Annotated in this window: 7 protein-coding genes and 1 pseudogene; 7 read left to right on the plus strand and 1 reads right to left on the minus strand. The window is 31.1% G+C overall.

Translation table 11 applies throughout. The features are described from left to right. Positions 1 to 31 precede the first annotated feature (31 nt). From B2Y85_RS00065 to recA, 7 genes are all read left to right on the plus strand, one after another. Entirely contained in the window at positions 32 to 8,185 is an 8,154-nt protein-coding gene (locus B2Y85_RS00065) for a hypothetical protein (protein WP_372518425.1), read from the plus strand. Positions 8,186 to 8,659: 474 nt separating this feature from the next. Continuing rightward, a complete protein-coding gene (locus tag B2Y85_RS00070) occupies positions 8,660 to 11,068 on the plus strand; it encodes a homocysteine S-methyltransferase family protein (RefSeq protein WP_372518426.1) in 2,409 nt (802 codons plus the stop codon). 1 nt (position 11,069) lies between these two features. Continuing rightward, positions 11,070 to 11,432 carry a hypothetical protein gene (locus B2Y85_RS00075; RefSeq protein ID WP_372518427.1) on the plus strand — a complete coding sequence of 121 codons (363 nt, stop codon included), beginning with the start codon at positions 11,070 to 11,072 and terminating at the stop codon, positions 11,430 to 11,432. 77 nt (positions 11,433 to 11,509) lie between these two features. Further along, positions 11,510 to 12,727, plus strand: a complete 1,218-nt coding sequence (locus B2Y85_RS00080; protein WP_372518428.1) for a M16 family metallopeptidase — start codon at positions 11,510 to 11,512, stop codon at positions 12,725 to 12,727. After that, positions 12,724 to 14,019 (plus strand): M16 family metallopeptidase, encoded by a 1,296-nt coding sequence (locus B2Y85_RS00085; protein ID WP_372518430.1) that lies wholly within the window; start codon positions 12,724 to 12,726, stop codon positions 14,017 to 14,019. Before B2Y85_RS00080 ends, B2Y85_RS00085 begins: the two co-directional genes overlap by 4 nt. Before the next feature lie 23 nt (positions 14,020 to 14,042). Beyond that, positions 14,043 to 14,939, plus strand: a complete 897-nt coding sequence (locus tag B2Y85_RS00090; protein WP_372518431.1) for a PD-(D/E)XK nuclease family protein — start codon at positions 14,043 to 14,045, stop codon at positions 14,937 to 14,939. Between the two features lie 68 nt (positions 14,940 to 15,007). After that, positions 15,008 to 16,084, plus strand: a complete 1,077-nt coding sequence (gene recA, locus B2Y85_RS00095) for a recombinase RecA (protein WP_372518432.1) — start codon at positions 15,008 to 15,010, stop codon at positions 16,082 to 16,084. A 62-nt stretch (positions 16,085 to 16,146) separates the two neighbouring features. Here the strand turns inward: recA and B2Y85_RS00100 are convergent. Next, positions 16,147 to 16,361 (minus strand): annotated as a pseudogene (locus B2Y85_RS00100) (hypothetical protein); the annotation flags it as partial.

Raw genomic sequence — 16,361 nt, forward strand, 5'->3', positions numbered from 1 at the left:
TTTTTTTATTAACTTATTTGGCGGTTTTATTATGAATATAAAAAAGTTTATATCTTTAGTAACGGCAATATGTTTTGTATCGTTGTCTTTCAGCGATATAATCTATTGCCAATATCCCGCAGATGTTACAAAACCCTTATCGGAACAAAATTTGGGCTCGGTAACATATTCAAACATAAAAGATCCACAAAATGTTGTTATAAACATTCAAGATCTTCACGGCAACTCTCAGGTACAAAAGAACATATATTCCATACTTAAACAGTTGTCCGAAAAAAATGATATAAAAGCAATATATTTGGAAGGTGCAAGCGATAAAGTTGATGTTTCCCGGTTACAAAATCCGGATAAAGCAACTCAAACGGAAATTTCCGATATATTACTTAATATGGGTATTTTAACCGGAACGGAATATTTTGTTTTAAACGATACAAAAAATATTCCTTTATACGGTCTTGAAAACAAAAAGATTCACCAAGACAACATTAACAGATTATCTTTAATGATTAACGATACCGATTTTGTAAAAGAAAAGTTGTTAAGCATAAAAAAAGATTTAACCATTTTAAGCAACAGGTTTGTAAATTCACAAAGCAAAAACTTTTCCAACCTTATAAACAGTTATAAAACAAAAGAAATCGACACTTTACACTTTTATTCGGCATTAATAAATTATGTTGATACAATATCTAAAAATCCAAACAAGTATAACAATTTAATAAGCTTACAAAAAGAAGATTATCCCGACTTGTATTTGTTTAGGGACATGTTGGCATTGGAAACAAAAATAAATAAAAAGAAACTTCCTAAAGAAATACAAAATGTTTTGGCAACCATAAAAGAAAACTTAACGATACAAGAATACAAAAACTTTTTAAATGTGACCGGCGACACAAAAAATTTAATTAACTACATAAACCGATTCTGTTCTACAAAAAACATAAATTTAGCAAAAAAGTATCCGAACATAAACCTTATGATACAGTACCAAACCAAGTCCGAAAACATAAATCTCGCAAATGTGTTAAAACAGGAACAGTTAATAATAAACAATATTAAAAGTTCTTTATCTTTTAATTCCACCGAATACGAAATTTCTTTCTTAAACGATTTTTATGTATATTTGGAAAGTGCACTAACAAACAATTTAACCGCAAAAGATTGTGACTATTTCAACAAATCTGTAGATAAATTCGAAAAATTGTATCCGAAATATGTAGTTTATAACCAACTTAACGATATAAAAAAAGATATAGACAACTCGAAAGTTTTTTATCAGGTTAACAACGAAAGAAATTTTATATTTTTAGAAAAAATAAAAGATACTTTAAACAAAAACCCAAACGGCAAAAATGTTATAGTAGCCATAACGGGCGGATACCATAGTGAAGGGTTAAGTAAACTGTTGGAACAATCTAACATTTCTTTTATATCGGTTACCCCAAACACTGCCGCATTAAACAATAATTCAAATATTTATAACAATGTAATAAACGAAGAAAGTTTGCAATACAGTAAAGAAACTTTAGCATTTACGATTGCTTCTCAAATGCCGGATGCCGCATTTATCAAAATATTGATATCGGCAGGATTGCAAAATAAAGTCCCCTACGACCAAATAAAACAAATATGCAAAAACATTTTTAAAGAAAATTTTGCAGATAACGGAACTTCTTTTACAGTAACAATAAACAAACAACCTTTTACTATAGAACAAGAAAAAGGTTATGCAGCATTTAATTCCGATATTACCGGCACAGATGAAAGTTTAGGTAAAGATTTGTCTGTATTGACTCAAGATATAATTTCCGAAGACGGTAACTCCGGCTTAAAACTGTTACTTAATTTGTTAAACATTATAAATCGTTACCAACCTTTTAATATATTTTTTCTAACGACAGAAGACAAAATATTCCAAGAAATGATAAACACTTTAGTATTTTTTGTAGAAAATTTAAATGTACATTTTTCAAACGGATTTGAACGAACAGATATAGAAGAATATGTTAACAATGAAATAGCTCAAAATAATAAAAGAACAGACAAAACTCTTAACGGCATAGATATAAATACGGCACGATATTTGCCGGGTTTTATTCAGTCTGTTTTATATGAAAACGATAAATCCGAAAAACAAATACAAAGAAGAATAAAAAAAGCCAAACAAAAAGTTATTGATGATATTGAAACCAAATTTTTGGAAAAATATTACGACGGTTCTTTACAAATAAGCGGCTTAATATCAATAATAATAAAAGAAATTTTATCTTTCGCACAAGATTTCGATTTTAAAACATTTAATTCCGCTTCAAAACCTTATCTGCTTAACTTTATAGATATTTCAAAAGCATTAACTTACCTTACAGTTTCGGCTTTTTCCTTAGATAACGAAAACACTAAAGGAATAAGTTTAAATCAGGGACTAATAGGTATTTCCAGGCATTTACAATATGGCACATTGGTTGAAAGTATGGGACATGAATTCGCACATGAAATGTTATTACTTATGAAAGATTTTCATCCTTCGGGAAGCACTAAAAATCTCGCTCACGAAACTCATTCTTTTATATTCAGTCTTTTATTCGCACAAATATTTAACGAAATGTTAAAGGCATCTTTTTCCGAAGAACAGGGATACAGAGATTATGATAAATTCTCGATTGATTTAGATGAAATGTTTGCTGATACAATAGACAGAAACTTAACAAAAGATTCTCAATCTTTGGAAGAAAATCAAGATGTACATGTAGCGGCTTTGAATTTTATAAAAATTTTGAACAGATGTTTAGGAAAAGACGGAAAGATAATGAGTTTGGAAAATTTAACATACTTGGCACAAACTGTCAGAGAAGTATTTTCCGACGATAATTTTAAAAATTTATCTTATTCTACGGTTTTTTATATTATCCTTATGGAATTTGCAAAAAAAGTAAATTCAAATTCGGTGGAAATTATAAATAAATATTTCAATGATATTGTAAATTTTACAAAAGTATTCACAATGAATGAAGCTGATGGTGATTATCTGTTAATTGAATCTTTTGCAGCTGTCTTATTGACCGGAACAGCACAAGATATAGAAACTTTCATAACCGACAAAATTATAGTTTCAAAAATAGATAAACAAGAATATAAAAGTATTATAAGAAAAATATATGAAAAAAAACTAAGTAAGGTTTTAAATATAACACCGGATATGTATGATGTTATAGATGAAATATTTTTCACAATTTTAGGTACAAGAACCATATTGTTAAAGAATAAAACTCTTCCGAAAGAAATAACAGATTTAACAGATACAATAATAAAAGATATTATTGATTTTAAAGGATATTGTGATTTGGGAGATATAACATTCAACAAAGAACACCTTGAAAAGCTGTTGAAAATATTAAAAGAACAAGAAAATATAGAGAACCTTCCTAATGAACAACTTATAGATTTTTTCATAAAAACTTTTAACTTCATTTATAATTCTTCCACAGGCCGTTTTAGTATAATTCAAACAAATTCCGATATATATACAGCAATAAATAAAGTCCTTCCCCAAATTTTACAAAAGCACAACAAAGTTATAAATTTAAGTTCTGTTATAAATTTAATTTTAAATCCGAGTGTATATCAAAGTATAGATATAACAAAAGAAATATTGAAAGCAGACAACGATTTGGAAGAGTTTCTTGATATACTAACCGAACTTTTTGTAACTCTTGTAAGAGATTACGGCATTTCTTTTAACACCGGTATAACAAGCCCGGAAATAAAAGATTTTGCCGCAGACAGACAATCAGTAGCAGATTTACCTAAAGAATTATTTTTCAAACTACCTGCATTTATACAAGAAATTTTATTTAATGAAGCAACAACAACAATAGTAAGAAGACGAAACGATTTTACCATGGAATACTTCTTACCAAACAAAAAGAAAACCAATGCTTTATTAAAACTTATTTTACAAGAAACATTTACATTACTTAAAAATAAGGGATATGAAGAATTATTAAGTATTGAAAACACTAAAGACATAATGATATTTTCAGGGCGAATTGCTTCAGGTGTAAGCAACGGAAAAAATATTGCAATTAATCCTGCCGATGAAAGTTTTTTAAATGTTGCAGCTCACGAACTCGGCCATATTTTGTTCACAGCCGAAGGATTTTCTCAATATAAATCAACAATCGTTCACGAATTGTTCGCTTATTCGTTAGGCTTGCTTACGACAACGGCATTCAATGATACGGATATCAAAACCGAAAAGTTTTTACCGGTAACTTACGAAAATATTACCGATAGAGATGAACATTCTTTACCGAAAACATTGTTACAACTCGTTATTGATGCTAAAGGCAGACCTTTAAACGAAAGAGAAATTTTGGTTATATTAAATGTTTGTAAAACAGTTATGAAAGAAGATATTTTTAGAATTGATAATATTTCATTAGCATACAAAATATTGGATATTTTGGAAAAAGATTCTTATTTTATGAGAGATCTTTTACCTAATTCAATTACAATGAAACTTGAAACGGCACTTGACGAACCTCAAGAAATGAAAGCAAAAATCTTACAACAATTATTCAATGTGGATTTACCTGAAAACATTCTTATCACAGACAAAGAAACTTTTATAAGAAATACGGAAGAAAGTCCCGTTTATATAAGCAGAAAAGTAATAAATGAAATATTCGATAAAGACGGTAATCTTATTGAAGGTAAAGACAGAGAATTTTACTATTTAACGGAACTTGTAAGATTACAAGTATTACAACAATACAGCTCAACAAAACAAGAAAGAGTAAACGATTTTGAAAAGCTTCATATGTGTTTCGAAGATTTGGAAAGAATGTCTAAATATCCGCCTTTCAGTAAATATTCGGTTACATTCAAAAAAGAAGTTAACAGAATGTCAATGCCTGACGGAAAAGAACTTATTTATATAAACCCGGAATATCTGAAAAAAATAGGTTTATCAAAATATTCCGAATACTTAACAAACTTAATTATATTAAGATCTTTAGAAAAGAAATTTAATTCCGAATTTAAAGCAAATGCAAATTTTGATTTTTATGTTAATATAGACAATTTAGATGACATTGAAATCGATTTACAAAAATTTACAAATGCCGCAAAACCTTTAGAATATTTGAAACAAGTATACGATGAACATTTATCAAAGCAAGAAAAAACAGATACCGCAATAGATAAAATTTTAGCACGTAACCGTGTAAGAGATACGGAACTGTTTAAAAACAAAATTAAAGATTTAATGTTTATTGCGGAAAATCCGAATATAGAATTTACAAGCATAGAATTTTTCAGAATTCTTTCTGCGAATATAAACCATTCCGTAATGCAACAAATATATGAAAACTTAATTGATGTTTACACATATCTCATAAGGAACAATTTATTTACTTTTAATTCTTCTTTTAATGAAGAAATAAAAAACTATGTTGTATCCGAACAACTTGATAATTTGGATGGGGTAGAAATACAAACGGCTTTACAAATGCCCGCCTTTATACAAAAAATGTTATATGAAAACGCAAGAGCCGAAGAAAATTTCACAAATATGGAAAATTTTGCAAAACAGATAAAGTATAAAAAAGATAATCTTAACGGATTATTAAATATAATATCACACGACATAGCAAACATTGTTGCTTCAATATATCCTGAAATGAACACGGATATTTTATCGGCACAAATTTTCTTTGCTTCTTTACAAAGGCTTACCTACGGTGCAAACTACGGCAACCACAATATTGCCGTATCTCGCGATTTAATAAACAGATACAAAAATGATCCTAACGCTCTTACTATAGAAATACTAAAAACAGTTTCTCACGAGTTGGGACATGAAGAACTGTTTTTAAGAGGTGTTGACGGAAATACAAATCTTATAAACACATTGCACGAATTTTATGCATATCTGTTTGAAACATTATTTATTAAAGCTTATTCTCAAAGAAAAGGAATAAGAGAAACGGAATCCGTATTTACAACCGCAATAAAACAAAGTCCGTTAAACAACATTGCAGATAACGCACTGACAATTGCGGTAATATTGTCGGATTTTGCATTAGGTAAAAAAGACGAACATGATCAAGCATTAGATATCTTAGCTATTTTACAACAAGATGAATTTAAAGAATTTTTTCCAAAAGAAAAAATAATAGAAACTTTCGATATCATAGACACTTTAGCAAACGAAATATCTTTTGAAGACGATGGTATAACCAAAATTTTAAGAGTAGACGACTTAAATATGCAGGCACTGTCGTTTTTCATATTGATGTTTATGTTTGGAGGAGAAATAGATTTATCTTATTCAAAACTTCTTGCACTCAGCAAATCTATATCACTGTTCAACACAAAACTGTTTGATGAGAAAAAAGTGTTGGAAGCACTTATAAGAAAAGATTTTGAGTCTATAAATCATCTTATCGATACAATACTTGTTAAAGGTGATGCAAGAACAAAAGAACTTAACGAACTGTTGTTTAACAACGAAACTTTTGAATTTGAAGGTAAACAGTATGGATATTCAATAACATCCAACAGAAGCGAAAACGGATTATTAAAAGATGATAAAATATTGATATATTTTACCCCCAATGAAATTAAATTCTTAATAACCGCAAATGATGCACAATTAAGATTACTAAAAAGAAAAGCCAAGAATTTAACTTCAACTATTTCGGATAATCCGCAACCGTTTATGCATTCACAAAAAGTAACCGTTATTACAAGAGATTCTTATTTCCAAAATGTAAAAAGAGTATTGGAAGCACCGGTAAAAAGAGCTTTGGCTATTACAAGCTTCACACTTGATGTATTGACAATGTTTACCGATTTATTGAAAGAAGATCATTTCAAAAATTCAAAGTCAATAAATGTAGTTTATTATGATGATATAGATGATATAGAACCAAACAAAGATATTTTATCCGTATTTGTAAGTGAAAAAGAAATACATGGCCCCGGCTTTGAAGTTTCCGGATACACAATTAACGGAAGAAATTTAAGAATATATTACAACACGGAAGACAACTTAATAATGGCATATTGCCCGCAGGCAAGTAAACAAGAGATAATAGAAATGACAGCAAAATATATAAAGTCTACAATAGCATCACCGAAAAACAATGTTACTTTGAAAAATATTGTTATAGACTCCAATGTATTACCTGATACAATAACTTATCATTTGTCACAGGAAAACGAAGGTTTTGCTTGTATAAGTTCAACTTTTATGGAATTGGGGCTTTCTTTTATTGAAGATTTGTTAAAACTTGATGATATAGAATCTGTAATGTTTTCAAAACAAATTTACGATTATGTAGGTAGTATACCGTTTAAGCAGTTATCGAAAATTTTACAGGACACTTCTTTGAACGGCAGTCAAATAATAATCGACAGTGACATTTTTTCTTCAACAGAAATGGCAGCAAACAAAATATTATTTAAAACTCTTTTAGAATCTGCAAAATTAGAAATTATCGTTAAAATTTCTTCACAAGAAGAAGCGGAACAAATTTATAATGAGTACGGAATATCGACCTTTATGTTTGAAACTCAAAAAGATGATTTAACAATAAGAGAAATTGTTGAGTTTGAACCTTCACAGGGAATGATACAAAAAGCTCCCGTTTCGTATATAGAACTTACGGATTTAACCAACATTGAAGACAGGCTTGAAAATATTCCGTCACATCAAGCAATAGTAATTTCTGTAAATGCCGATGATGCAAAAAATATAAATCTCAGCGACAACATGATTTTAAGTTCTTTAAAAACAACATTAACAAGAATATTAAAATCTAAGACTATCAGCACAAAAACGGCATCCAATATGGGTAAAGAATTGGCCAAACAAATAAATATTAGTGATGAAGAAAAAGAAAATATAGCAAACAGATACAACGAAATAAAAAAATCATTAACAATCGACAATCTTTCAAAACTTGAAAATGATTTTCCTGACGTATTTACTTCCGAAGTAACATCATATATAGAAAAATTGTTTGAGCAGGACAGTGAAGAAATAACACCTGCAATTGCTGCTTTTATTGATGCTTTCTTAAACGACATATTGTACGATGACAATCTTGAAGATTTACAAGTAACAATAAATTTAGATAATGATATTAAGCATTATAAGAGTATTTTAAGCGCCGCATAGCCATAAATTTTAACAAAAGATATAGCGACCTTAATATTTTGGTTATAATATTGAAACTCAGGAAATCGAGTATGCCCTTACGGGATCCATATACACTTCATTCCTGAGTTTCTTCATTCTAACTCAAAATCTTAAGGTCTTAAACGGCAAACAACAAAAAGGCATGTCATTCTGAACTTGATTCAGAATCTATAAAAATAAAAAAACTTTTCATAAATAAGGAATTAATGTTTCGATAGATTCCGTGTCGTAGCACGGAATGACAAAAAAAGCATTATCATAAAATCAGTCGTTGTCGTTGCTTGGCAATTCAAGACTTTTCAAGTTTTGAATTAGAACAAAGCATTTCGCGACTGCGGTGTACTGAAATGTAAGCGGTAGCGGATGGTACATAAAGGAGCGAAATGCAAAGTTATAATTCAAAAATTAAAGTTGCTTAGCTAATACTATAAAATTATGATAAAATATATAGCTATGAATAGACAAGAATTTAAAGAACTATTAGCAAAAAGAGTTTTAATACTTGACGGTGCTACCGGAACGGAACTTCAAAAATATAATTTTTTGGAAGGAGTATCTACTCCCGAAGAATTGAATATAAAGTTTCCCGAAAGAATAGAAAAAATTTATTCATCATATATCAACAGCGGTTCCGATATTATTCTTGCAAACACTTTCGGTGCAAATAAGTTAAAACTTGCACAATATAATCTCCAAGATAAAATAAAAGATATCATTTTTGCAGGTGTATCAATTGCAAAAAAGCATGCACAACAAAAAGGTTCTTTTGTTGCCGGTGACATTTCTTCAATAGGTTCATATTTGTACCCGTTGGGAAATGTTTCTTTTGACCGGGCATACGAAACATTTAAACAGCAAGCCGAACTTTTAAGAGACAGCGGTGTGGATTTAATAGTTATAGAAACCATGACCGAAATAAAAGAGTTAAAAGCGGCGGTACTTGCAGTAAAAGATGTATATTCCGGTCCTGTTATTACTCAAATGACATTTACAAATGAAGGAACTTCGGTTACCGGAACGGATGTTTTAAGTTTTATCGCTATGGCGGAAAGTCTTGATGTTGATGCTATAGGAATGAACTGTTCGGTAGGTCCGAAAGATTTATTAAAACTTGCAAAGTTCATGGCGGAAAATACTAATTTACCGATATCGTTTAAACCTAATGCCGGTATGCCGCAATTTATAAACAGAAAAACTATTTTTCCAGGCACTCCGGAAGAATTTACCGAAGTTTGTTTAAAAGCATACGATTACGGAATAAATATGTTGGGCGGATGTTGCGGAACAGATCCTCAATATATAAAAATGTTATCCGAAAAATTAAAAAATAAGCCGCCTGTTAAAAGAAAAAAGATAACTCATCATTTGTTATCTTCAAGAACAAAAGCTATCGATTTAAACCTTTTAAACAAACCTATAAAAATAGGTGAAAGAATAAACCCTACGGGAAGAAAAAAGTTCCAGGCGGAACTTTCGCAAAACATATTCGGACTTGTAAAATCGGAAGCGAGAACTCAAGCTCAGGCAGGCGCGGACATTTTGGATGTTAATATGGGACTTCCCGGCGGAGACGAAACAAAACTTATTATTAATGCGGTAAATGAAATACAGGAAATAGTAAATCTTCCCCTGTCTTTAGATTCAAGTTTTGCCGATGCTTTGGAAAATGCATGTAAACATTGCGCGGGTAAACCGTTAATAAATTCGGTTAACGGTGAAACCGAAAAACTTGAAAAGATTTTACCGATAGCAAAAAGATACGGTGCAAGTATTATCGGGTTATGTGTAGATGAAAAAGGTATCCCGAAAACTTGGCAAGACAGAATAAAAATAGCGGAAAAGATTTTGTCTTATGCAGACAAGTTCGGTGTAAAAAGAGAAGAAATAATTTTCGATTATCTTACATTGGCTGTAAGTTCATCCGCAAAACAAGTTCAGGAAACTTTAACGGCAATAAAAGAATCCAAAAAATTGTTCCCGGAATGTAAAACAATTTTGGGAGTATCAAATATATCGTTCGGGTTACCTTCAAGACAAACAATAAATTCAACTTTTCTTAAAATGGCAATCAATGCCGGCCTTGATTTGGCAATATGTAACCCGAGTGTAGATTGGACAATTGATGACGAATATGCAAGAAACCTATTGTCCGGTAAAGATGAAAATGCAAAAGAATATGTTGCAAAGTACGGTGCAGTGGTAAAAAAAGCCGCGGTTGAAGAAACAAAACTTTCCCCTAAAGAAAGATTGTTTAATGCAATAATAAACGGCGATAAAGATTATATTAAAGATTTAATCAGTGAACTTATAAACAGCGGTGTAGAACCGTTAACAATATCAAACGAACTTATTTTAAAAGCATTAAATGTCGTAGGCGACAAATTCGCGTCAAAAGAGTATTTTTTACCGCAGGTTATTATGGCGGCGGAAGCATCGCAACTTGCTTTCAGTTATATAAAACCGTTACTTAAAAAAGATAACCAAAAAGTTGCAGGTAAAGTTGTTATGGCTACAGTTCAGGGTGATGTTCACGATATCGGTAAAAATATAGTTTGTGCCGTACTTGAAAGTTTCGGATTTGAAGTTTTCGATTTGGGCAAAAATGTAAGTAAAGAAGAAATTATAGAAAAAGCAAAACAGGAACACGTGGATATTATAGGGTTGTCCGCACTTATGACAACCACCATGATAGAAATGGAAAAAGTTATAAACTTGAAAAAAGCACTTAACATAGATGCAAAAATTATGGTTGGCGGTGCACCGTTAACTCAAGAGTTCGCAAACAGTATCGGTGCGGACGGTTATTCAAGAGATGCAATTGAAGCGGCAAAAATAGCAACCGAACTTTTAAAAAAGAAATAAAATGAACAAAGATAAAATTACTTTACTTTTAGCAAGTGTAGTAACATTGGTATTAGGGCCCGGAGCGGGACACTTAATAATAAAAGAATGGAAAAGAGCAATATTTTTTATTACTCTTGCAATGGCACTGTTTTTGATGTTGGCAAGCACATTTGTTTCGTCCGTAGGGCAGGAAACATTGGAAGCGGTTGCAACTTTTCAAAACATCGAACAATTCAAAAACATTTATTCCAAGTTTCAGGAAGAAAATCCCAACACTATGTTAATATTTAATATATTTTTTGCGGCTTTGTGGGCATACTCGATAGTAGACTTATTCAAAATCGCAAGACAAAAAGGTGTTTTTACAAAAAAAGAACAATGAAAAAAATATTTTTATTAATTACATTATTATTTCTAAGTACACAAGTATATTGTGATGTGTTTAAAGGAGTTAAATTTATGAACTTTAAAAACGGTTTAACGGCTGTACTAAAAAAAGATACATCGGTTCCTATAGTATCGGTATATATTTGGGTAAAAACAGGTTCAATAAACGAAACACCCGAACAAGCGGGGCTTTCTCACTTTATAGAACATCTTGTTTTTAAAGGAACAAAAAATTTCCCCGGTAATACCGAAATAATGGAAAACATTGAAAATATGGGCGGATATGTAAATGCCGCAACTTCAAAAGAGTACACTTGTTTCTATATAGATATACAAAAAGACGGATACATTCAAGCAATAAAAATGCTTTCCGATATGGTAACAAATCCGTTGTTTCCGGAAAAAGAAATAGTGCCTGAAAGAAAAGTTGTTATAGAAGAAATCCAAAGACATAAAGATAATCCTCACTCTCAACTGTTTGAAAAGTTTATGACAACAACATACAAACAAGCCGCTTACAAAAACAGTGTTATAGGAACAGAAGATGTTATTGCAAATATCCCGAGAGAAGAAATAGTAAAATATTTTAAAGAACATTATATTCCTTCAAGAATGGTTATTGCCGTTGTCGGTGATATAGATATTAAAGAAACAAAAAAAGTTATATCGGAAACTTTAGGACAGAACCAAAACACCAACCCTAACCTTATTGAACCGAACATTATAGAAAAAGATGATACCGGCACGGAACTTATTACTGATGATAAGTTGGCACACACATATATGTTGGCAGGATTTTTGGGACCTGATATGTCATCGAAAGATATTTATGTTGCCGATGTTGCTTTAAATGTTTTAGGCGCGGGAAAATCTTCAAGATTAAACAGAATATTAAAAGAAGAAAAGCAGTTGGTATATTCCATCAATTCATCTTTTATGACACTTAACGGAACGGGAACCGCATACATATCGGCAATTTTCGATAAAACAAATTATGAACAAGTTAAAGATACTCTCATTCGGGAATTAGACAAATTTACAGCCGAAGGACCTACGCAAGAAGAGTTGCAGAAAATTAAAATAAACATGAAATCGGATTGGTTGTTCGATTTACAGACATTCAACGAACAAGCAAGTTTGATGGGATTTTGGAAACTGTTTAACCATTTGGAAGTTTTTGAAAAATATTTGGAAAATATAGAAAAAGTTACTGTTGATGATGTAAAGAATTTTATGAAAAAATATTATTCAAAAGAAAAATTATCAAAGGTGGTAGTATTCCCTAAATGAAATATTTTTTAACAATTTTATTATCTGTTATATTATTCAGTTCTACAAGTTTCGGAGGAACGAAAATGGAAACATTCAGCTTAAACAACGGAATTAAAGTTATATTCAAACAAACAAAATCGGTTGAAATATTATGCTTAAAAATTCATTCTCCCATATCGGTATTGAATGAAGAAAGTTCAAAATCGGGAGTAACTTCTTTGTTGTATAACACAATGAATAAATCAACAAACAAAAGAAATGCCGAAATTTTGGCTACCGATATAGAAAATTTAGGTTCTTCCATTTCACCTGATGTTGAATACGATTATTCCGGTTGGACATTAAATTGTATGAGCCAATATTTTGACGAGTCTTGCGAAATTCTTTCCGACATAATTTTAAATCCCGCTTTCGATTCAACGGAAATGGGTAAAGAAAAAGAGTTAATGATACAATCCATAAAAGTAAGACAAGACAGTATAAAATCCGTAGCAAGAGATAAATTTATATCCGATTTTTATAACGAAAAAAATCCTTACTCTAAAATAAAAGGCGGTACCGAAGAAACTTTAACCGGTTTAACTCAACAAGATTTAAAAGATGTTTATAACAAAATATATTCAACCAAAGGTATGGTTATTACCGTTGTAGGAAATATAAAAAAATCAACTCTTAAAAAAACTCTAAACAAATATTTCGGTCAAATGAATTTAACACAAGAAAAGCCGACAGTTTCTTTTGAAAAAAATCCCGAAAGAACAGGCGAAGATACAATTGTAAATTCTAAATTTAATCAGGCATTTATAATTTATGCTTACGATGCACCCGATGCATTAAATGAAGATTCCATAACATTAAAAATGATAAATCTTGTTTTAGGTGCAAGAATGACCGGCAGACTGTTTATAGAACTCAGAGAAAAGTTGGGACTTGCTTACGAAGTTAACTCCAATTATCCTACAAGAACAGGTGACAGTTACTTTGAAATTTATATCGGGTTGGACAAGAAAAATGTTGATATCACCAAAAACGGTATAGAAAAAATTATGACGGATTTATGTAACACAAAAGTTTCCGATAAAGAATTAAACGACACGAAAAATTTCATTAAAGGAATTTATCTTTTATCTCATCAGTCCGTTGAAAGACAAGCATATTATCTTTCCGCAAGAGAAATGTTGGGATTAGGTTACGAATACGACGATAAATATATAGATTTGTTATCTAAAGTCACTTCGGACGATATTATAAAAGTTGCAAACAAATATTTTAAGCAAAAACCGTATAAATTAATACTTATGCCAAACTAAAATTTATATCAGGATATAAAGTTATGAATTTACCTAAAATTAAAAATTTCCCGTTCACTTCCGTTTTGGGGTGGTCGGTATCAAGGTACGATGTTTTTAAAAATTGTAAAAGACAATATTTTTATTCTTATTATTCTAAATTCGACAGAGAAATACCTTTATCCAAAATACAAAAATTGAAATCGTTAACTTCGGTTGCTCTTGAAACGGGTAACATCGTTCATGATTCAATAAGAGATTTACTCGTAAGGTTACAAAAGACCTCAAAGCCTATAAGCAGACCAAACTTTTTAAGATATGTAGCAAAAATGGCGGAAGAATATTGTAACAGCAAAGATTTTTGCGAAGTATATTACAAACAAAGAAATTCCGTTACCGCACAAGATCTTATTCCTCAGATAAACAGAATAATAGAAAACTTTTTAACAAGCAAAAGGTTAAAATGGATATTCGAAACGGCAGTTCCGGAAAGCAAAAATTGGATAATCGAGCCGGGCGGATTCGGAGAAACGAGAATCAATAACTATAAAGCATACTGTAAAGTGGATTATCTTATACCGGTGGGAGATAAAATTTATATTTTAGATTGGAAAACCGGAAAAAGAGATGAACAAAAACATTCAAGACAGTTAATAGGTTACTCTTTATGGGCAAGTTACCATTTTAATACAAATGCACAAAACATAACTTCAACTGTTGTATATTTATCCCCAGCATACGATGAATATACCGTAAACTTAACGGATGAAATGTTGGCACAGTTCCAACAACAAGTTGAAGATGAAACAAAACAAATGTACGAATATTTGCAGGATATAGAAAACAATATTCCCAAAGAAAAAGACTGTTTTGAAAAAACGGATAACGAATTTTTCTGTAAATATTGTAATTTCAGAGAACTCTGTAAAAACAATTTTTAATAAACACTTGACAATTAACACAAACAAATGTATAATATATACAAAAATAAGTATTAAAGGAGATATAAATGAGTAAAGATGAAAAACTTAAAGCGTTGAATTTGGCGTTGTCGCAAATAGAAAAAGATTTCGGTAAAGAAGCAATAATGAGATTAGGCGATACATCAAACGAAAATGTTGAAGCCATACCTACGGGAGCATTACCTTTGGATATAGCAATAGGTATCGGCGGTATTCCGAGAGGAAGAATAATAGAAATTTACGGTCCCGAATCTTCCGGAAAATCCACACTTGCAATGTGTATAGCGGCACAAGCACAAAAACAAGGCGGAATAGTAGCATACATAGATGCTGAACACGCCATGGATCCCGATTATGCGGCAAAGTTGGGAGTAAATGTAGATGATATGCTTATATCTCAACCGGATTCAGGCGAACAAGGTCTTGCAATAGCCGAAAAACTTGTTTGTTCCGGGGCAGTAGATTTAATAGTTGTAGATTCCGTTGCAGCTCTTGTTCCGAGAGCCGAAATAGAAGGAGAAATGGGCGACTCTTTTGTAGGTATTCAAGCAAGACTTATGAGCCAAGGTTTAAGAAAACTCACACCTGTAGTTTCAAAATCAAAAGCTTCAATTATATTTATTAACCAGTTAAGACAAAAAATCGGTGTTATGTGGGGCAATCCTGAAACTACACCCGGCGGACTTGCACTAAAATTTTATTCTTCGGTAAGACTCGATATCAGAAGAATAGAAGCAATAAAGAAAGGTGACGAAATTTTAGGTAACAGAGTAAGAGTAAAAGTAGTAAAAAATAAAGTTGCAGCACCTTTCAAACAAGCGGAATTCGATATTATGTTCGGTGTCGGTATAGATAAAACCGGATATCTTGTAGATATCGGTGTAGCAGACGGTTTTATAGAAAAAGCAGGTTCTTTCTTTACATATAAGGAAGAAAGATTTCAAGGTAAAGATAAGTTCAAAGAGTATTTGGCAAACACTCCGGAAGTAGCTTTTGAATTGGAAAATCTCATAAGAGAAAAACACGGTTGCAAAAAGTTAGATGAGATGGATATTGATACTCCGATTAATGCAGAAGTTGCACCTGTAAAAGAAACAAAAAAAGAAAAGAAATCCAAGAAATAAAAATATGGAATAAAAAAAAAGAGGTAGAGAAAATTCTCTACCTCTTTTTTATTTAATGAAAATTATTCATAAATAACATCATCTAAATAGATTATAAATCCGTTAGGATTATCATCTTTAGATGCTGCAAAGCAGAATCCACCGATTACATGGCTCAAATCTTTACCTGTTAAATCGATTGAATATTTCTGCCATTCTTTTGTTAATTCAATAGGACCTACTGCTGCTGAATCTGAATCCGGATATTCTCCTGTGATTCCGCCCATCTTGAATTCTG

Origin of the sequence: Candidatus Ruminimicrobiellum ovillum (assembly GCF_002392975.1) — a bacterium.
Lineage (GTDB): Bacteria > Elusimicrobiota > Endomicrobiia > Endomicrobiales > Endomicrobiaceae > Ruminimicrobiellum > Ruminimicrobiellum ovillum.